An 18,102-nucleotide genomic window follows, 5' to 3' on the forward strand; every position below is an offset into this window, starting at 1 on the left:
GTCGCGCGTGGGGACCGGGCCGTGGACCACGTTGCCACCGGGTCGCGGACCATGTTGTCAGTGCCGCGGTCCACAATGGTCCGCGTCAGATCCGTCAATCGCTTCAGCAAGGAGCCAGGCAGCGATGGCCCGCCGCAGCACGAAGACCCCGCCGCCCGACGACTCGTTCGAGGAGAGGATCCTCGACATCGACGTCGTCGACGAGATGCGTGGCTCCTACCTCGAGTACGCGTACTCGGTCATCTACTCGCGCGCCCTGCCGGACGCCCGTGACGGTCTCAAGCCGGTGCACCGCCGGATCGTGTACCAGATGAACGAGATGGGCCTGCGCCGCGACCGGGGCTATGTGAAGTGCGCCCGCGTCGTCGGCGAGGTCATGGGCAAACTGCACCCGCACGGCGACGCGTCGATCTACGACGCCCTGGTGCGTATGGCGCAGCCCTTCTCCATGCGCGTGCCGCTGGTGGACGGCCACGGCAACTTCGGCTCGCTGGGCAACGACGACCCGCCGGCCGCCATGCGGTACACGGAGTGCCGGATGGCCGAGGCGACGAGCCTGATGACCGAGTCGATCGACGAGGACACGGTCGACTTCACGCCGAACTACGACGGCCAGGAGCAGGAGCCGGTGGCGCTGCCGGCTGCCTTCCCGAACCTGCTGGTCAACGGCTCCTCGGGCATCGCGGTCGGCATGGCGACGAACATGCCGCCGCACAACCTGCGCGAGGTCATCGCGGCGGCCCGCCACCTGATCAGGTACCCGAACGCCGACCTGGACGCGCTGATGAAGCACGTCCCGGGCCCCGACCTGCCCACCGGCGGCCGGATCGTCGGCCTGGACGGCATCCGGGACGCGTACGCCAACGGCCGCGGCACCTTCAAGATCCGCGCGACGGTCTCGATCGAGGCCGTGACCGCCCGCCGCAAGGGCCTGGTCGTCACCGAACTGCCGTTCACGGTCGGTCCGGAGAAGGTGATCGCGAAGATCAAGGACCTGGTCAACGCGAAGAAGGTCCAGGGCATCGCCGACGTCAAGGACCTCACCGACCGCGAGCACGGCCTGCGCCTGGTCATCGAGATCAAGAACGGCTTCGTGCCGGAGGCCATCCTGGAGCAGCTCTACAAGCTGACCCCGATGGAGGAGTCCTTCGGCATCAACAACGTGGCCCTGGTGGACGGCCAGCCGCTCACCCTCGGCCTCAAGGAGCTGCTGGAGGTCTACCTCGACCACCGCTTCGACGTCGTGCGGCGCCGCAGCGAGTTCCGGCGCACCAAGCGGCGTGACCGGCTGCACCTGGTGGAGGGCCTGCTCACCGCGCTGGTCGACATCGACGAGGTCATCCGGCTGATCCGGTCCAGCGAGAACTCCGCGCAGGCCAAGGAGCGCCTGATGGAGCGCTTCTCGCTGAGCGAGGTGCAGACGCAGTACATCCTCGACACGCCGCTGCGCCGGCTCACCAAGTACGACCGCATCGAGCTGGAGGCGGAGAAGGACAAGCTCACCGCGGAGATCGAGGAGCTGACCCGGATCCTGGATTCCGACACGGAGCTGCGCAAGCTGGTCTCGGCCGAACTGGCGGCCGTCGCCAAGCAGTTCGGGACCGACCGGCGTACGGTCCTGCTGGAGGCCGGGGGCGCTTCGGCGGCCACCGTGCCGCTCCAGGTGGCCGACGACCCGTGCCGGGTGCTGCTGTCCTCGACGGGGCTGCTGGCCCGTACGTCGACCGCCGAGCCGTTCGCCGAGGAGGCGGACGCGCGGCGGGTCAAGCACGACGTGATCGTCTCGGCGGTTCCGGCGACCGCGCGCGGCGAGGTCGGCGCGGTGACCTCGGCGGGCCGGCTGCTGCGGATCAACGTGGTCGACCTGCCTCAGCTGCCCGAGACCGCGACGGCGCCGAACCTCGCCGGAGGGGCCCCGCTCGCGGAGTTCGTCTCCCTGGAGGACGACGAGACGGTGGTCTGCCTGACCACGCTGGACGAGTCCTCGCCGGGCCTGGCGCTCGGCACCGAGCAGGGCGTCGTCAAGCGCGTGGTGCCCGACTACCCGTCCAACAAGGACGAGCTGGAGGTCATCACGCTCAAGGACGGCGACCGGATCGTCGGCGCGGTGGAGCTGCGCACCGGCGAGGAGGACCTGGTCTTCATCACCGACGACGCGCAGCTGCTGCGCTTCCAGGCGTCCATCGTGCGCCCGCAGGGCCGTCCGGCGGGCGGTATGGCGGGCATCAAGCTCACCGAGGGCGCCAAGGTCATCTCGTTCACGGCGATCGACCCGGCGGCCGACGCGGTGGTCTTCACGGTGGCGGGCTCGCGCGGCACGCTGGACGACTCCGTGCAGACGACGGCGAAGCTGACGCCGTTCGACCAGTACCCGCGCAAGGGCCGGGCCACCGGCGGCGTGCGCTGCCAGCGGTTCCTGAAGGGCGAGGACTGCCTGTCGCTGGGCTGGGCGGGCCCCGTCCCGGCACGTGCGGCGCAGAAGAACGGCACTCCGGCGGAGCTGCCGGAGCTGGACCCGCGCCGGGACGGTTCGGGCACGTCGCTGGCGAAGACGGTGTCGGTGGTCGCGGGACCGGTGTTCTAGGCCGGTTCCAGGCCGGTGTTCCAGGTTCCGTACGTCTCCGCGTCGGGCTCTTCCTCGGCGCCCTGGACGTAGCGCAGGACGCCCCACATGCCGTGCTCGTCGGCGTGCGGGGCGTCGTTCCTGCCCGCCTCCAGCTCCTTGTTCAGCGCCTCCGGGTCGATGCCGGAGCCGATCAGCACGAGCTGGGTGAGGCGGGCGTCGGCCGGGCCCCAGGGCTCCGGATAAAAGCGCAGGAACCGGCCGACGGCGTGCACGGCGTACCGGTTGCGGGTGTCGTGCGGCCCGAAGTCGACGTACCCCTTGATCCGGTACAGCCCCTCGGGCCGGCTGTCCAGGAACCGCATGAGCGTGCGGGGATCCATGGGCACGTCGGAGGTGAAGGGCAGGCTGTCGTAGCCGGTGTGCAGGTGACCGGCGTGGCTGTCGTCCGCGGTGTGTTCGTGGAGGTCGTCGAAGGACAGCTGCCCGATCCGCTCCTCGCTCGGCCTGCAGTCGAAGAGGAACTCCGGATCGATGCGGCCGTAGGTCGCGGGGACGACGGCGGCGTGGTCGGTGAGCGAGCGGACGAGCCCGAGGACGCGGTCGGGGTCGTCCGCCCGGTCGAGCTTGTTGACGACGACGAGGTCGGCGAGGGCGAGATGCCGGTCGATCTCGGGGTGCCTGGCGCGGGTGTCGTCGAACTCGGCCGCGTCGACGACCTCCACGAGGCCGCCGTAGACGATCCCCGGATGCTCGCTGGCCAGCACCATCCGGACCAGCTCCTGGGGCTCGGCGAGCCCGCTGGCCTCGATGACGATGACGTCGATGCCGGCGACGGGCGCGGCGAGCCGCTCCAGGTAGACGTCGAGTTCGCTTGCGTCGACGGCGCAGCACAGGCAGCCGTTGCCGAGGGAGACGGTCGAGTCGCCGAGGGCGCCCGCGACCGCCATGGCGTCGATCTCGATGGCCCCGAAGTCGTTGACGATCGCCCCGATGCGGCTGCCTCCGCTGCGGTGCAGGAGGTGGTTGAGGAGCGTCGTCTTCCCGGAGCCGAGGAACCCGGCGATGACGACGACCGGGATCTGCTGTGGGGTGCGGCTGTTGCCCAACGGGCGCCCTCTCTTACGTGGACCTACGGCCGGACCAGGATAAGAGCGGCGCCCCGGGGCCGGCTCACGGCTGAGCCGGTACCGCCACCGGCGGCTCCGGTCCGACATAGCGGGCGACCGGGCGGATGATCTTCGAGTCCGCCGCCTGTTCCAGGATGTTGGCGCTCCAGCCGACCACCCGTGCCGCCGCGAAGGTCGGGGTGAACATCTCGCGGGGCAGCCCGCACAGTTCCATGACCACGCCGGCGTAGAACTCGACGTTCGTGTGCAGTTCGCGGCCGGGCTTCAGCTCGGCGAGGATCGCCTCGACCCGGCGTTCGACCTCGACCGCGAAGCCGACGCGCGGCCCGCCGAAGCCGAGGGCGATCTCGCGCAGCATGCGCGAACGGGGGTCCTCCGTGCGGTAGATGGCGTGTCCGAAGCCCATGATGCGGTCACCGGCGAGCACCCGCTGCCGTATCCAGGGGTCGATCCGGTCGGGCGTGCCGATCGCGTCCAGCGTGTCCAGCGCCCGGCTCGGCGCCCCTCCGTGCAGCGGCCCGGAGAGCGCGCCGACGGCACCGGTCAGGCAGGCCGCGACGTCGGCGCCGGTGGACGCGATGACGCGTGCGGTGAAGGTTGACGCATTGAATCCGTGATCAATGGTTGAGATCAGGTATTGCTCGACCGCACGGGCCCGCCGCGGGTCGGGTTCCTCGCCGGTGAGCATGTAGAGGTAGTTGGCCGCGTACGAGAGGTCCTCGCGCGGCTCGACGGGTTCGAGCCCCTGTCCGAGCCGGTACAGCGCGGTCAGCAGCGTGGGGACGGCCGCGCAGGCGGCGACGGTGTCGGCGCGGCGCCGATCGGCGTCGATGTCGTAGACCGGACGGAATCCCTGTGCGGCGCCGAGCAGGGAGAGGGCGGTGCGCAGCCCGGCCAGCGGTCCGGAGGTGCGGCTGGCGGCGGCGATCGCGGGCAGGGCGGCGCGGACGTCCGCGGGCAGCCGGCGCAGCGCCGCGGTCTCGGCTGTGAACGCGGCGCGGCGTTCCGCGTCGGGGAGCGCGCCGTGCACCAGGAGGTGCCAGACGTCCTCGAAGCCTCGGCTCCGCGCGAGTTCTACGGCGGAGTACTGACGGTAGTGGTAGAAGCCTTCGCGCCCCCGGACGTCACCGATCTCGGTGTCGGTGACGACGACGCCCGCGAGGCCGCGCGGGACGTCGACGAGCGGGTTCGCGGTCCTGTTGATGGACATGTTGTTCCTCCCTGGACTTGATCCGACTGTCCATGTTTGACTCATTGCGTGTCAATATTGATCCGATCAATATCAGTACATGCAGCCATCCAGGTGTGCAGAGACCGCTACGGTGACCCCCATGCGCGATCACGAACCCGCTTCCGGCCGTCCCGGGCGAAGGCTGACCACCAAGGAGACCGCTGAACTCCTCGGTGTGAAGCCCGAGACGGTGTACGCCTACGTCAGCCGTGGCCTGCTCGGCAGCAGGCGCGAACCCGGCGGCCGGGCCAGCACCTTCGACGTGCAGGAGGTGGAGGCCCTCGCCCGGCGCAACCGGCGTGAGGCCGCGGGGACTTCGGGCTCCGGCGGCGAGCTGTCCGTACGGACCCGCATCACGCTGATCGAGAAGGACCGCTACTACTACCGGGGCGTCGACGCCACCGAGCTGGCCGCCCGACACCCCTACGAAGAGGTCGCGGAGTGGCTGTGGACGGGCCGGCCGGCCCCCGGCGCGGCCTTCACAGCGCCCGCGGCCACCGTCAAGGCGGCCCGCCGCGCGGTGAACGCCCTGCCCGAGCACACCACGCCCACGGACCGGCTGCGGGTTGCGGCGATCGCCGCGGCGGCCGAGGACCCGTTGCGCTTCGACCTGTCCGAAGAGGCTGTGCTGGGCACGGCACGCACCCTGATCCCGACACTCGTGGCCGCGCTGCCGCCCGTCCGCCACGACCACAAGGACGAGGGCCCGCTCGCTCACCGCCTGTGGGGCCGGCTGACCGGCCGCCCCGCCGACGAGGCCTCCCTGCGCGTCCTGGACACCGCGCTCGCCCTGCTCGCCGACCACGACCTGGCCGTCTCCACGCTCGCGGTACGGGTCGCCGCCTCGGCCCGCGCGCACGCGTACGCGGCCGTCTCGGCCGGACTCGGGGTCCTGGAGGGCCCGCTGCACGGCGCGGCCAGCGGCCTGGCCCACCGGATGCTGCTGGACGTGCTCGACCAGGGCACCGCTGTCCCGGTGATCGCGGACGAGCTGCGCGCCGGCCGCCGGATCCCCGGGCTCGGCCACCGGCTCTACCCGGGCGAGGACCCGCGCGCACGGGTGCTGTTCGGCCTCCTGGAGCAGGTCCCGCACGCGGAGTCCGCCCTGCTCGCGGCCCGCGACATCGTCGCCACGACCGCCCGGCACACCCCGCTGCACGCCAACGTCGACCTGGCCCTGGCCGTGTTCACGGTCTCCTCCGGCATGCCCGCCACGGCCGGCGAGACGATCTTCGCCGTGGCGCGCACGGCGGGCTGGATCGCGCACGCCCTGGAGGAGTACGGCGAGCGCCCCCTGCGCATGCGCCCCAGCGGCCACTACGTCGGCCCGCGCCCCCCGCAGCCGCTCCCCGAGTAGGAAGCCGCCATTCCCGGACCGGGACACATGCTCCCGGACCAGGACACAGCACCGGCCGGAAGTCGCCCTGGGGAAAGTCAGGTTAGGCTCGCCTCTGTGAGTAGGTGCGCGACGGTCTCCCGGGGCTTCGACGAGCCCGTTTCCGGTACGGCGGCCACGGCGACGACGTGGCTGCTGTTGGAACAGCCCGGCCCCTGGGGTGCCAAGGCGCTCACTTCGAGCCACCTGGACCCGGCGCTGGGCCGCGCGCTGGAGGCCGCCGCGGAGGGCACCGGCGTGCGCATCGCACTCATCCGGCGCCCCGGACGCCACGCCGACCCGGGCACGCCCTCGGAACGCCACGTGTACGCGGCCCACACGGTCCCCGGGAACGTCTGGCTGCACGCCGCCACCACCCGGGATCCGGAGCGGCTGCTGGACCTCGACTTCGCCGCCCTCGGAGCGGGCGACCACCGTTCCTTCGGTGCGGCCCTCGACGGACGGCCGCACCGGGGCGACCCGCTGGCGCTGGTGTGCACCAACGGCAAGCGCGACCGCTGTTGCGCCCTCCTGGGCCGCCCCCTCGCCGCCGAGCTGTGCGCGTCCGGCGTGCGCGGCGTCTGGGAGGTCACCCATCTGGGTGGTCATCGGTTCGCGCCGACGGTGCTCGTCCTGCCGTACGGCTACGCCTACGGCCGCGCGGAGGCCCACACCATCAAGGAGGCCCTGCACGGCGTCCAGGAGGGGCGCGTGGTCGTCGAGGACTGCCGTGGGTGCTCCGCCTGGGACCGGCCCGGCCAGGCGGCCGAGCTGGCCGTCCGCTCGGCCGCGGGCGAGTACCGGGCGGGCGTGCTGAGCGTCGTCCGCACCGAGGGCGATGCCTCGCACCGGCAGGTCACCGTCGCCCACACCGACGGCCGCCGGTGGCGGGTCACCGTGGCGCAGGTCATGTCGCTGCCGCCACGCCCGGAGAGCTGCGGCGCGACGGTGCTCGGCGCTCCGGCGCACATGGACGTGGTGGCCGTACGCGAACTGCCGACGCGGACGACGGCACTGGCGAGCTGACACCGGGCGCGGCCGGGTTTCCCAAGAACTGGTCAAGAGATCCACGCCACACAGCCCTGGGGCATGTCCGCCCGCCCACGTACCGTCGTCGGCATGAGCCCCACTCCCCCCGCGCGCCGGCTGCGCCTCGGTCTGCCCCGGCGGGTGTTCTCCCAGGTACTGCTGATGCAGGTGGCGATCGCCGCGGGAGTCGCGGTGCTCGCCACCGGGCTGTTCCTGGCGCCGCTGAGCAGGCAGCTGGACCAGGAGGCGATGCGCCGCGCGCTGGCCATCGCGCAGACCACGGCCCAGGACCCGCAGATCGCCGAGGGCATCCAGCACACCCCGCCGACGAAGGACGGCCCGGTGCAGCGGGAGGCCGAGCGGATCCGGCACGCCACCCACGCGGAGTACATCGTGGTGCTGGACCCGGGATGGATCCGCTGGTCGCACCCCACCCCGAGCGAGATCGGCCACGAGGTCTCCACCGACCCCCACGACGCCCTGGAGGGCAAGGAGGTCATGGAGATCGACAACGGCACCCTGGGCCGCTCGGCGCGCGGCAAGGTGCCGCTGTACGACGCCGAGCACCGGATCATCGGGGCGGTCTCCGTCGGCATCGCCTACGACAGCGTGCGGGCGCGGCTGATCAGCGCCATCCCGGGGCTGTTCGCGTACGCCGGAGCCGCTCTCGCGGTGGGCGCGCTGGCGGCCTGGCTGATCTCCCGCAGGGTGCAGCGGCAGACCCGGGACCTGGCCTTCTCCGACATCTCGGCGCTGCTCGCGGAGCGCGAGGCGATGCTGCACGGCATCCGGGAGGGCGTGGTCGCGTTCGACCGCGCGGGCCGGATCCGCCTGCTCAACGACGAGGCCCGACGGCTGCTGGGCATCGGCGACGAGGCCGTGGGGCTGACCCCGGACGAGGGGCTGGGCCCGGGGCGTACGACGGACGTGCTGGCCGGGCGGGTCACCGGCACCGATCTGCTGACCGTGCGCGGGCAGCGGGTCCTGGTCGCCAACCGCATGCCCACGGACGACGGCGGCGCCGTGGCCACGCTGCGCGACCGCACCGAGCTGGAGCAGCTGGGCCGCGAACTCGACTCCACGCGCGGCCTGATCGACGCCCTGCGCGCCCAGGACCACGAGCACGCCAACCGCATGCACACCCTGCTCGGGCTGCTGGAGCTGGAGATGTACGACGACGCCGTCGAGTTCGTCGGCGAGGTGGTCGGCGACCACCGGGTCACCGCCGAGCAGGTCACGGAGAAGATCCAGGACCCGCTGCTGGCCGCCCTGCTGGTCGGCAAGGCGACCGTGGCGGCCGAGCGGGTCGTGGCGCTGTGGGTGTCGGAGCGCACCCGGCTGCCGGACCGGCTGATCGACCCGCGGGGGCTGGTCACGGTCGTCGGCAACCTCGTGGACAACGCGCTCGACGCGGTCGCCGGAACTCCGCACGCGCGCGTGGAGGTCGAATTGCGTACGGAGGGCCGCACGGTCGTCCTCAGGGTGCGCGACACCGGACCCGGGATCCCCGAGGACCAGCGGGAGCTGGTCTTCACGGAGGGGTGGTCCACCAAGAAGCCGCCCGCGCACGGCAAGCGGGGCATCGGGCTCTCGTTGGTGCGCCGGCTCGCCGAACGGCAGGGCGGGAGCGCGTCCGTGGGCGCCGCGGACGGCGGGGGCGCGGAGTTCACCGTCGTCCTGCCCGAGGCGCTGACCGACGCACTGACCGAGCCCGGACCGCAACCGGCGTCGGCCGGTGCCGCGCCTGCGGCCGTCGGCGAGGGGGAGGCGCGATGATCGAGGTCCTGGTCGTGGACGACGACACGCGGGTCGCCCGGGTCAACGCCGCCTACGTCGAGAAGGTGCCCGGCTTCCACGTGGCGGGCGAGGCGCACAACGCGGCCGAGGCACTGCGGCAGTTGGAGACGCTGCCGCGTCTCGACCTGGTCCTCATGGACCACTACCTGCCCGACGACACCGGTCTCGCCGTCGTCCGGGAGATGCGCCGGCGCGGCCACCAGACCGACGTGATCATGGTGACGGCGGCACGGGACGTGTCGACCGTCCAGGCCGCCATGCGGCACGGGGCCCTGCAGTACCTGGTGAAACCGTTCGCCTTCGCCGGGCTGCGTGCCAAGCTGGAGGCGTACGCGCAGCTGCGCCGCACCCTGGACGGCGGCGGTGAGGCCGAACAGGCCGAGGTGGACCGCATCTTCGGCGCCCTGTCCGCACCGTCGGAGCCGGGGCTGCCCAAGGGGCACTCCCCCACGACGGCCGGGCTGGTGCGCCAGGCGCTGATGACCGCGGAAGGGCCGCTGTCCGCCCAGGAGATCGCCGAGCGGACCGGGGTGAGCCGGCAGACCGCCCAGCGCTATCTGAAGCTCCTGGAGCGCACCGGAAGGGCCCGGCTGACCCTGAAATACGGCGACGCGGGCCGCCCGGAACACCGTTACGTGTGGGCGACCCGTGTCTGAGCGCGCTTCAGCGAGCGGTCACTTGGTGGCCTTGTCGACGAACTCGGTCGTGTACGTCTTGCTCAGGTCCACGTCGGCGTTCTTGATGTTGGGGTTGAACGCCTTGAGGACCTTCTCGACGGTCTCGGGGCCGCCCGCGGGCATCACGCCGTCCTTGGTGAACATCGGCAGCGTGCTCTTGATCGCCTCGGCGTAGAGCGCCTTGTCGCCCTGGGAGTAGTCGGCGGGCATCTTGGCCGCGATCTCGTCCGCGCTGTGGGTGGACATCCACGTGAGCGTCTTGACGAATGCATTGACCAGCTTCTGGACGGTCTCCTTGTGTCCGTTCACCCAGTCCGTCTGCATGTAAAGACTGGACGACGGGTACGGCCCGCCCAGCGCCGCCTGCGAACCCTCGGGGGTGCGCATGTCGAGGAGGACCTTGCCCGCCTTCTTGCTCAGGATCGTGGCGACGGTCGGGTCGGTCGTCATGCCGGCGTCAATCGCGCCCTTCTGGAGCGCCGAGATGAAGGTCGGTCCAGCCCCGACGGCGACCGGCGTGAACTCGCTGACGTTCACACCGTTCTTGACGGCGAGGTACTTGGTCAGGAAGTCGGTCGAGGCGCCCAGGCCCGTCACGCCCAGCTTCTTGCCCTTGAAGTCCTTGGGCGAGGTGATGTCGCCCGCCGCCTTGGTGGAGACGACCTCGACCTCTCCGGGGGCGTGCGAGAACTGCACGACGGACTCGACGGCTTTGCCCTTCGTCTGCAGGTCCAGCGTGTGGTCGTAGAAGCCGACGGCCCCCTGGACCTGCCCGGAGACGAGCGCGGTCTCGGCCTGGACGCCGGCCGGCTCGCTCAGCAGCTCCACGTCGAGACCCTCGGTGTCGAAGTAGCCGAGCCGCTGGGTGAGCATCGCGGGCAGGTAGATGACCTTGTCCAGGCCGCCGACCATGATCTTGACCTTCGTCCCCTTGCCGTCGCCCTTGCTGCCGGAGCCGGCGGAGGCGGTGCTCGCCGCGTCATTGGCACAGGCGGTGAGGGAAGAGAGGGCGAGCAGGCCGGCGGCGGCCAGGGTGGTGTATCTGACGGACTTGCGCATGGCGGTTCACGTCCTTGTGAGGGGGCGGTGCGGGAAAGGGGAGTGCAACGCGGGTGGATCGGGGGTGGATCGGGGGGCAGCTGTGGCTCAGCTGCCGGAACCCGACTGCTTCCAGCGGAAGATGCGGCGCTCGGCGAAGGTGAGCAGCCCTTCGGCGACGAGCGCGACGACGGCGAGGATGACCATCGCGGCGTACACACCGGCCGCGTTGAAGGTGCCCTGCGACTGCGCGACGAGCAGGCCGATGCCCTTGGTCGCGCCGATGTACTCGCCGACGATGGCGCCGATGAGGGCGAAGCCGAAGCTGACATGGAGGCTGGTGAAGATCCACGAGGTGGCCGACGGGATGACGACCTGGAGCGTCACCCTGCGGTCGCTCGCACCGAGGATCCGGGCGTTGGAGACCAGGTTGCGGTCGACTTCGCGGGCGCCCTGGAAGGCGTTGAAGAACACCGGGAAGAACACCAGCACGACGGCCGACGCGACCTTGGAGGCGGGGCCGAGTCCGAACCAGATCACGAAGATCGGGGCAAGGACGATCCTGGGTATTGAGTTGAGCACCTTGATGTATGGACCAAGGACGTCGGCGAGGAAGCTGATCCGCCCCAGGGCGATGCCGAACACGACACCGGCGACCACGCCGAGCACCCAGCCGAGGAGCGCCTCGTGGAGCGTGGCCCAGATCTGGTCGCCGAGGGAACCGAGCGCGGTGCCGTGCATCACCCAGGTCCAGATCTGGTCCCAGATCTTCGAGGGCATCGAGAAGTTGAACGGATCGATGACCTTGGCCCGGGACAGCCCCTCCCACAGGCCGAGGAAGGCGACCAGGAGCACGGCACGGGCGGCCGAGACGACGATCCTGCGTCTACGGGCGGCACGCGCGCGCGAGTACGTACGGTTCGTCTTGTTGCCGGGCTCGGTCATGGTCAGTGCGACCTGGGCCTCGGGCATGACCTCAGGCGACATGCGCGGCACCCCTCTCACGGGTGATGCGGACCTCTTCGCCGAGGGACTCCCAGATCTCGCGGTAGATCTCGATGAACCGCGGCTCCAGGCGCACCGACTCGACCTTGCGCGGGCGGGGCAGGTCGATGTCGAAGACCTGCTTGACGGTCGCGGGCCCGGCGGTCATCACGACGACCTTGTCGGCCAGCGCGATGGACTCCTCCAGGTCGTGGGTGACGAAGACGACGGAGGCGCCCGTCCCCTCCCACAGCTCCAGCAGCTCGTCCGACATCAGCGCCCGGGTCTGCACGTCGAGCGCCGAGAACGGCTCGTCCATCAGCAGGATCTCGGGGTCGTTGACGAACGTGGCGGCGAGGGCGACGCGCTTGCGCTGGCCGCCGGAGAGCTGGTGCGGGTAGCGGTCCTCGAAGGCGGCGAGGCCGACCCGGGCCAGCCACTCGCGGGCCTTCTGCTTGGCCTCCGCCTTGGGCACGCCCCGGAACCGCGGGCCGGCCATGACGTTGGACAGGACCGTCCGCCAAGGGAAGGTGGCGTCCTGCTGGAAGACGAAGCCGACCTTGTCGCCGACGCCGTCGACCGGCTCGCCGGCCACCAGCACCTCGCCCTCGGTGGGCTCCTCCAGGCCGCTGACCAGGGTCAGCGTGGTGGACTTCCCGCAGCCGGTCGGCCCCACGACGGCCACGAACTCGCCGCGCCGGACGGTGAGGTTCAGGCCACGCACGGCGGTGTGCAGAGCCCCGGACGGGGTCCTGAAGGTTTTGCTGGCGCCCCGTAGCTCGATGGCGGGGCTGGTGTCTGCGCTCATGGCCCGGGACGGTAGATGTGGCCCCCGCCACAGCAGCAGTCTTGTGAGCACTAGCCGTTCTTTTGCTCGCAAGCATCTGTTGTGCTCATTTTGCTCGCGCTACAACTGCGGAGCACGTAACACGGGCTTAACGCTCGTCGGCCTTGAAGGAGAGGCCCGATGATTGACGTCCTGGTGGTCGACGACGACTTCCGCGTCGCTGAGATAAACGCCAAGTACGTGGGAAAGGTTCCCGGCTTCCGGGTGACCGCCCGCGCGCACAGCGCTGGCCAGGCCCTGGCCGCCGTCGAACGCGGTGGCATCGACCTGGTGCTGCTCGACCACTACCTGCCGGACCAGACCGGTCTCGAACTCGTCCACCGCATGCGGGAGCAGGGCCACGGCACCGACGTCATCATGATCACGGCCGCGGGCGATGTGGCCACGGTGCAGCGGGCGATGCGCCTGGGCGCCCTGCATTACCTGGTCAAACCCTTCACCTTCGCCGCCCTGCGCAGTCGGCTGGACTCCTACGCGGCCCTGTGCCGGACGGTCGACCGGGTGGCCGGGCGCGGCCTGACCGGCCAGGAGCAGGTCGACCGGATCTTCGGCGCCCTGCGCACGGCCCCGGCGCCGCCCGCGCCGGGGCCGCCCAGCGGTCACTCGGAGCCCACGACGGACCTGATCTGCGGCGTCCTGCACCGCGCCGGCCAGCCGCTGTCCGCCCACGAGGTGGCCGTCCGGACGGGCCTGAGTCGCTCCACGGCCCAGCGCTACCTGCGCCACCTGGAACAGGCGGGCCGCCTCCGCCTCTCCCTGAAGTACGGCGACACCGGCCGCCCGGAGCACCGGTACGCCTGGGTGGCGCCCTAGGCGGTGCCTGCGCGGCGCTACGGCCGTGCGGGTGCCGTCGGCTACACGGCTCCCGCCCCGGTGAGTGACCGCACCTCGGTTTCCGCGTACTTGGCCTCGTCGGCGACCTCGTCCGAGGTGACCGTGCCCAGCCAGCCGGCGAGGAAGCCTAGCGGGATGGAGACGATGCCGGGGTTCTGCAAGGGGAAGTACTGGAAGTCGACGTCCGGGAACAGCGAGCCGGGGCTGCCGGACACCACCGGGGAGAGCAGCACCAGTCCCAGCGCCGGGATCAGCCCGCCGTACACGGCCCACACCGCGCCGCGCGTGGTGAAGCCGCGCCAGAAGAGCGAGTACAGCAGGACGGGCAGGTTCGCGGACGCGGCGACGGCGAAGGCGAGCCCGACCAGGAAGGCGACGTTGAGATCGCGGGCCAGCAGGCCGAGCGCGATCGCGACGACGCCGATACCGGCCGCCGCGATGCGGGCCACCGCCACCTCGCTGCGCGCCTTGGCGTGGCGGCGCCGCAGCGAGGCGTACAGGTCGTGGGCCACGGAGGCGGAGGAGGCGAGCGTGATCCCGGCGACGACCGCGAGGATGGTCGCGAAGGCCACGGCGGCGACGACGGCGAACAGAACCGTTCCACCGGTGGATCCGGCGCCGCCTCCCAGGTCGAGGGCGAGCAGCGGGACAGCGGTGTTCCCGGCCGCGTTCGAGCCGCGTACGGCCTCCGGTCCCACGAGCGCCGCCGCACCGAACCCGAGGACGATCGTCATCAGGTAGAAGCCGCCGATCAGCCCGATGGACCACACGGCCGAGCGCCGGGCCGCCTTCGCGGTCGGCACGGTGTAGAAGCGCGACAGGATGTGCGGCAGTCCCGCCGTGCCCAGCACGAGCGCGAGCCCCAGGCTGATGAAGTCGAAGCGTGCGGTCCAGCTCCCGCCGTACTTCAGCCCGGGCGCCAGGAACGCGTCCCCGTGCCCGCTGCGCCCCGCGGCCGTGACCAGCAGCCGGTCAACGTCCCCGTGGAACCGGACGAGGACGAGCACGGTCAGCACGATGGTCCCGCTGAGCAGCAGCACCGCCTTCACGATCTGGATCCACGTCGTGGCCCGCATCCCTCCCAACGTCACATAGATCACCATGAGTGCGCCGACCCCGACGACCGCCCAGGCCTGGGCCGCCCCGCCCGTCCGCCCCAGCAGCAGCGCCACCAGGCTGCCCGCGCCCACCATTTGCGCCACCAGATACAGAACGGACACGGTGACCGAGGAAGTTCCCGCCGCGATCCGCACCGGCCGCTCGCTCATCCGTGCCGCCACCACGTCGGCGAGGGTGAACCGCCCGCAGTTGCGTACCAGTTCGGCCACCAGGAACAGCACGACCAGCCAGGCCACGAGGAAGCCCACGACATACAGCATCCCGTCGTAGCCGTACAGCGCGATGAGCCCCGTGACACCGAGGAAGGAGGCGGCCGACATGTAGTCACCCGCGATGGCAAAACCATTCTCCATCGGGGAGAACAGCCGTCCGCCGGCGTAGAACTCCTCCGCCGAACCGTGCCGCCTGCGGCTGACCCAGGTCGTGATCCCCAGGGTGAGGGCCACGAACCCGCTGAACAGCACCAGGGCGAGTGTCTGATGGTGGCCGGTCACGAGGCGCCTCCCTGGACTCCGCGGGTCAGTTCCTGGGTGTCCCAGCGCAGCTCCAGGGCGGCCCGGTCCCGGCGCAGCCGCGCGTGCCGGGCGTAGGCCCACGTGAGCAGGAAGGTGGTGAGGAACTGCCCGAGCCCCGCGAGCATCCCCACATTCACCGCCCCGGCCACGGGCCTGGCCATGAGTCCGGGCGCGGCCGTCGCGGTGACCACGTAGCCCACGTACCAGACGAGGAAGGCGGCGACGCCCGGCACCACGAACCTCCGGTAGCGGCTGCGCACTTCCTGGAAGGCCGCGCTGCGCTGCACCTCGACGTACACGTCGCGGGCGCGTACGGCCGCTGCGTCCCGTTCCCCGCGCGCGGGCGGCACAACTGGGGCAGGAGCGCCGGTGCCGTCCAGCTCGCCCCAGCCTGAGGCCAGCGCGTCGTACCACGGGTCCTCGTACCTCGCCTCGTGAGGGCTCGCAGTGTGGTCTTCCTGGCGCTCGGCCGAACTCTCGGGACCGTCCCCGGCTCCGCGGGCACGGCCGTTGCTTGACTGCATGCCCAAGGATGGACAGACCGGGAAGATCCCCGACTCTTCTTCCCGCAGCTCTTCACCCCATCAGGTGACTCACCCCGCGGGTGGCCGCACCAGCCCCTTTCCGTAGGCGTAACGCACCGCCTGCGCCCGGTCCTTGAGGCCCGTCTTGGCGAACAGGTTGTTGATGTGTGTCTTCACGGTCGCGGTGGAGACGTGCAGCTTGCGGGCGATCTCCTGGTTGCTGAGACCCTCGGCGATCAGCACCAGGACCTCGGTCTCCCGCGCGGTCAGCCCGTCGGGCGACTCGGTGGCGGGCGGCCGGGGCTCGGGCTCCGACAGCCGTTCCAGCAGCCTGCGCTGGACACTCGGGGACAGTCCGGCCTCTCCCGACAGGACGCTCTCCACGGCGCGCACGATCTCCTCCCCGCTGGCGTCCTTCGTGAGGTATCCACGGGCTCCCGCGTGCAGCGCCGGGAACAGGGACTCGTCGTCCGCGAAGGTGGTGAGCACCACGACCTGGGTTCCGGGGTACCGCGCCCGGATCCGCCGGGTGGCCTCCACACCGTCGCAGCGGGGCATGCGCAGGTCCATCAGGACCACGTCCGGGGCGAGTTCCCCGACCAGCCGCACCGCCTCCTCGCCGTCTCCCGCAGCTCCCACGACCTCGACGCCGGGCAGCAGTCCGAGCAGCATGACGATGCCTTCCCGGACCACGGTCTGGTCGTCGGCGACCACCACGCGTGCGGGTTTCTTCTCCCCCTCCGGCTCCGTCATACGGGCACCTTCAACGTCACCATGAACCCTTCCTCGTCCGGTCCCGCGTCCAGCGAACCGCCCAGCAGTTCGGCCCGCTCCCGCATCCCCAGCAGACCGTACCCGCCGCCGGACCCGGCGAGTTCACCCGGCTGACCTCCGGAGTCCCTTACGTTCAGGGTCACTTCGTGCTCGCTGTAGTCGAGCCGCAGCCTGACCTTGGCGCCGTGGGCGTGCTTGCGGACGTTCGTCAGCGCCTCCTGTGCGACCCGGCGCACGGTCTGGGAGGCCTCGGCCGGCAGGGGTCTGCGCTCACCCGTGACGGTGACCTCGGCACCGTCGGCTCCGCTGACGAGTTCGGTCAGGAAGTCCTCCAGCGGCGTCAGTTCGCCGCGTAGCGCGGACAGTGCCTGCCTGGTCTCGGCGAGACCGTCGCGGGCCATGCCCCGGGCGGCCACGACCCGCTCCAGGATCTGCTCCCGGTCGGCGCCGCGCTCAATGAGCAGCCGGGCCGCCTCCAGGTGCACGAGCTGCGCCGAGAGGCTGTGGGCCAGCACGTCGTGGATCTCGCGGGCGATCCGCGCGCGTTCGGCCAGGGCCGCCGACTCCGCCTCGGCCACCCGCGCGGCCCGCTCCTGGGCGAGCAGCCGCTGCGCGTTGCCCCGGGCCTCCGCGTCCAGCCGCAGGACGTACCCGGCGAGGGCCATGCCCGCCACGGTGGCGGCGGTGGTCAGCCAGACGTCGTTGTTGGAGGCGGAGTACGAGGCCAGCGCCACCGACGTCACGGGCAGGGCAGCCGCGAGCGGCAGCCGCTCCAGGGCGGAGACTCCGCAGCCGCACCAGATCACCAGGGCCGGTCCCTTGAACCCCGTCGCCTGGGCCGCGACCGCGATGGCCAGCAGGACGGAGATGAGTATCAGGGAGGGCACCAGCCGGTGTTCATAGGTGGTGCGGAAGAAGGCCCAGGAGACGAGGGCGGCCAGCAGGACGCCCGCCGCGGCGGCGATCGCGCCCCAGGTGTCGACGTGGTTCTGGGTGAAGGCGCCCCAGAGCAGCAGCCCGAGCACGAGGAGCCGGACCGCCCAGGCGAGCATGCGCCGGGGCCGGGCCGTTCCCGCGCGGCCGAGCGCCTCTCTCGACGGCCAGCAGGTCCAGCGGTTCTCGGTCACACGTGCTCCTTCCGCGCCGACCGCGTGCCGTCACCGTACGCCGCTGCCGAACCGCTCACGGAGCCGGACGACCGGACCCGCCAGGCCAGGATCGCCGCACGGACCAGCAGGGTGCCGGCGAATCCGAGCGTCAGGGCGGAGGTGCCCTGGTGCACACCGAACGCGGTGCCGAGGACGAAGACACCGATGCGCAGGGCCATGCCGACGGCCCAGACGGTGAGGCTGGCCTTGGTGCCCTTGGTCCAGACGACGCCGTCCGCTTCCGTCCAGATGCGGGTGGTCCAGGCCCAGCCCGCGCCGGTCGCCAGACTGACCAGCAGCTCCACGGTGAGCAGCACGGCCGAGGCAGCACGGTGGTGGGCGTCGAGTATGCCGGGCTGACGCAAGGCGACGACCGCGAGAATCCCGGGCAGCAGCCACCAGCGCCGGCCGCTGGTGATCGCGCGGGCGCGGAACTGGCGGACGACCACCACGGCGACGACGGCCACCGTCGTCAACACGCTGACCAGCCCGTACATCAGAGCCTCCGTGAGCGGAA

16 protein-coding genes are annotated in these 18,102 nt (G+C 71.5%); 6 read left to right on the forward strand and 10 right to left on the reverse strand.

Features of this window, described 5'->3' with window-relative positions:
- The first annotated feature begins 124 nt into the window (after window positions 1–124).
- A complete protein-coding gene (locus tag ACWD35_RS02220; RefSeq protein ID WP_451349211.1) occupies window positions 125–2,584 on the forward strand; it encodes a DNA gyrase/topoisomerase IV subunit A in 2,460 nt (819 codons plus the stop codon).
- On the opposite strand, the gene ACWD35_RS02225 is transcribed toward ACWD35_RS02220, so the two are convergent.
- Window positions 2,581–3,672, reverse strand: a complete 1,092-nt coding sequence (locus ACWD35_RS02225) for a CobW family GTP-binding protein (protein ID WP_451349212.1) — start codon at window positions 3,670–3,672, stop codon at window positions 2,581–2,583. The genes ACWD35_RS02220 and ACWD35_RS02225 overlap by 4 nt on opposite strands.
- A gap of 64 nt (window positions 3,673–3,736) precedes the next feature.
- Window positions 3,737–4,903, reverse strand: a complete 1,167-nt coding sequence (locus ACWD35_RS02230; protein ID WP_451349213.1) for a citrate synthase — start codon at window positions 4,901–4,903, stop codon at window positions 3,737–3,739.
- 121 nt (window positions 4,904–5,024) lie between these two features.
- Here ACWD35_RS02230 and ACWD35_RS02235 point away from each other — a divergent pair, with 121 nt between their 5' ends.
- The 4 genes from ACWD35_RS02235 (at window position 5,025) to ACWD35_RS02250 (ending at window position 9,781) form a co-directional block, all read left to right on the forward strand.
- Window positions 5,025–6,281, forward strand: a complete 1,257-nt coding sequence (locus tag ACWD35_RS02235) for a citrate synthase (protein ID WP_451349214.1) — start codon at window positions 5,025–5,027, stop codon at window positions 6,279–6,281.
- Window positions 6,282–6,377: 96 nt separating this feature from the next.
- Window positions 6,378–7,325, forward strand: a complete 948-nt coding sequence (locus ACWD35_RS02240) for a sucrase ferredoxin (protein ID WP_451349215.1) — start codon at window positions 6,378–6,380, stop codon at window positions 7,323–7,325.
- 93 nt (window positions 7,326–7,418) lie between these two features.
- The gene (locus ACWD35_RS02245) at window positions 7,419–9,104 is read left to right on the forward strand and encodes an ATP-binding protein (RefSeq protein ID WP_451349216.1); all 1,686 of its coding nucleotides are present in this window, start codon (window positions 7,419–7,421) and stop codon (window positions 9,102–9,104) included.
- The gene (locus tag ACWD35_RS02250) at window positions 9,101–9,781 is read left to right on the forward strand and encodes a response regulator (RefSeq protein ID WP_451349217.1); all 681 of its coding nucleotides are present in this window, start codon (window positions 9,101–9,103) and stop codon (window positions 9,779–9,781) included. The genes ACWD35_RS02245 and ACWD35_RS02250 overlap by 4 nt, the downstream gene beginning before the upstream one ends.
- A gap of 18 nt (window positions 9,782–9,799) precedes the next feature.
- Here ACWD35_RS02250 and ACWD35_RS02255 read toward each other — a convergent pair whose 3' ends face one another.
- From ACWD35_RS02255 to ACWD35_RS02265, 3 genes are all read right to left on the reverse strand, one after another.
- Window positions 9,800–10,861, reverse strand: coding sequence for an ABC transporter substrate-binding protein (locus tag ACWD35_RS02255; RefSeq protein ID WP_451349218.1), 1,062 nt, complete (start codon window positions 10,859–10,861; stop codon window positions 9,800–9,802).
- An 87-nt stretch (window positions 10,862–10,948) separates the two neighbouring features.
- Window positions 10,949–11,827: an ABC transporter permease gene (locus ACWD35_RS02260; protein WP_451349219.1), complete on the reverse strand. Its 879-nt coding sequence runs from the start codon at window positions 11,825–11,827 to the stop codon at window positions 10,949–10,951.
- Window positions 11,817–12,632, reverse strand: a complete 816-nt coding sequence (locus ACWD35_RS02265) for an ABC transporter ATP-binding protein (protein ID WP_451349220.1) — start codon at window positions 12,630–12,632, stop codon at window positions 11,817–11,819. The genes ACWD35_RS02260 and ACWD35_RS02265 overlap by 11 nt, the downstream gene beginning before the upstream one ends.
- Window positions 12,633–12,791: 159 nt before the next feature.
- On the opposite strand from ACWD35_RS02265, the gene ACWD35_RS02270 reads away from it, so the two are divergent.
- Window positions 12,792–13,484, forward strand: a complete 693-nt coding sequence (locus ACWD35_RS02270) for a response regulator (RefSeq protein ID WP_451349221.1) — start codon at window positions 12,792–12,794, stop codon at window positions 13,482–13,484.
- 41 nt (window positions 13,485–13,525) lie between these two features.
- Here ACWD35_RS02270 and ACWD35_RS02275 read toward each other — a convergent pair whose 3' ends face one another.
- From ACWD35_RS02275 to ACWD35_RS02295, 5 genes are all read right to left on the reverse strand, one after another.
- Complete coding sequence (locus ACWD35_RS02275; RefSeq protein ID WP_451349222.1) at window positions 13,526–15,118, reverse strand: solute symporter family protein; 1,593 nt, start codon at window positions 15,116–15,118, stop codon at window positions 13,526–13,528.
- Window positions 15,115–15,663: a DUF485 domain-containing protein gene (locus tag ACWD35_RS02280; protein WP_451349223.1), complete on the reverse strand. Its 549-nt coding sequence runs from the start codon at window positions 15,661–15,663 to the stop codon at window positions 15,115–15,117. Before ACWD35_RS02280 ends, ACWD35_RS02275 begins: the two co-directional genes overlap by 4 nt.
- A gap of 69 nt (window positions 15,664–15,732) precedes the next feature.
- Window positions 15,733–16,416, reverse strand: a complete 684-nt coding sequence (locus ACWD35_RS02285; RefSeq protein WP_451349224.1) for a response regulator transcription factor — start codon at window positions 16,414–16,416, stop codon at window positions 15,733–15,735.
- Window positions 16,413–17,564 (reverse strand): sensor histidine kinase, encoded by a 1,152-nt coding sequence (locus tag ACWD35_RS02290; RefSeq protein ID WP_451349225.1) that lies wholly within the window; start codon window positions 17,562–17,564, stop codon window positions 16,413–16,415. The genes ACWD35_RS02285 and ACWD35_RS02290 overlap by 4 nt, the downstream gene beginning before the upstream one ends.
- Window positions 17,561–18,082, reverse strand: a complete 522-nt coding sequence (locus tag ACWD35_RS02295) for a DUF1453 domain-containing protein (RefSeq protein WP_451349226.1) — start codon at window positions 18,080–18,082, stop codon at window positions 17,561–17,563. Before ACWD35_RS02295 ends, ACWD35_RS02290 begins: the two co-directional genes overlap by 4 nt.
- Between the last annotated feature and the right edge of the window lie 20 nt (window positions 18,083–18,102).

This window comes from Streptomyces sp. NPDC002671, assembly GCF_053592475.1.

What these genes read in the sequence shown, in the direction of transcription:
- ACWD35_RS02255 (WP_451349218.1), bottom strand. Translation starts at nt 10,861, where the DNA reads ATGCGCAAGTCCGTCAGATACACCACCCTGGCCGCCGCCGGCCTGCTC.
- ACWD35_RS02235 (WP_451349214.1), top strand. Translation starts at nt 5,025, where the DNA reads ATGCGCGATCACGAACCCGCTTCCGGCCGTCCCGGGCGAAGGCTGACC.
- ACWD35_RS02280 (WP_451349223.1), bottom strand. Translation starts at nt 15,663, where the DNA reads ATGCAGTCAAGCAACGGCCGTGCCCGCGGAGCCGGGGACGGTCCCGAG.
- ACWD35_RS02265 (WP_451349220.1), bottom strand. Translation starts at nt 12,632, where the DNA reads ATGAGCGCAGACACCAGCCCCGCCATCGAGCTACGGGGCGCCAGCAAA.
- ACWD35_RS02250 (WP_451349217.1), top strand. Translation starts at nt 9,101, where the DNA reads ATGATCGAGGTCCTGGTCGTGGACGACGACACGCGGGTCGCCCGGGTC.
- ACWD35_RS02230 (WP_451349213.1), bottom strand. Translation starts at nt 4,903, where the DNA reads ATGTCCATCAACAGGACCGCGAACCCGCTCGTCGACGTCCCGCGCGGC.
- ACWD35_RS02220 (WP_451349211.1), top strand. Translation starts at nt 125, where the DNA reads ATGGCCCGCCGCAGCACGAAGACCCCGCCGCCCGACGACTCGTTCGAG.
- ACWD35_RS02295 (WP_451349226.1), bottom strand. Translation starts at nt 18,082, where the DNA reads ATGTACGGGCTGGTCAGCGTGTTGACGACGGTGGCCGTCGTCGCCGTG.
- ACWD35_RS02285 (WP_451349224.1), bottom strand. Translation starts at nt 16,416, where the DNA reads ATGACGGAGCCGGAGGGGGAGAAGAAACCCGCACGCGTGGTGGTCGCC.
- ACWD35_RS02245 (WP_451349216.1), top strand. Translation starts at nt 7,419, where the DNA reads ATGAGCCCCACTCCCCCCGCGCGCCGGCTGCGCCTCGGTCTGCCCCGG.
- ACWD35_RS02260 (WP_451349219.1), bottom strand. Translation starts at nt 11,827, where the DNA reads ATGTCGCCTGAGGTCATGCCCGAGGCCCAGGTCGCACTGACCATGACC.
- ACWD35_RS02270 (WP_451349221.1), top strand. Translation starts at nt 12,792, where the DNA reads ATGATTGACGTCCTGGTGGTCGACGACGACTTCCGCGTCGCTGAGATA.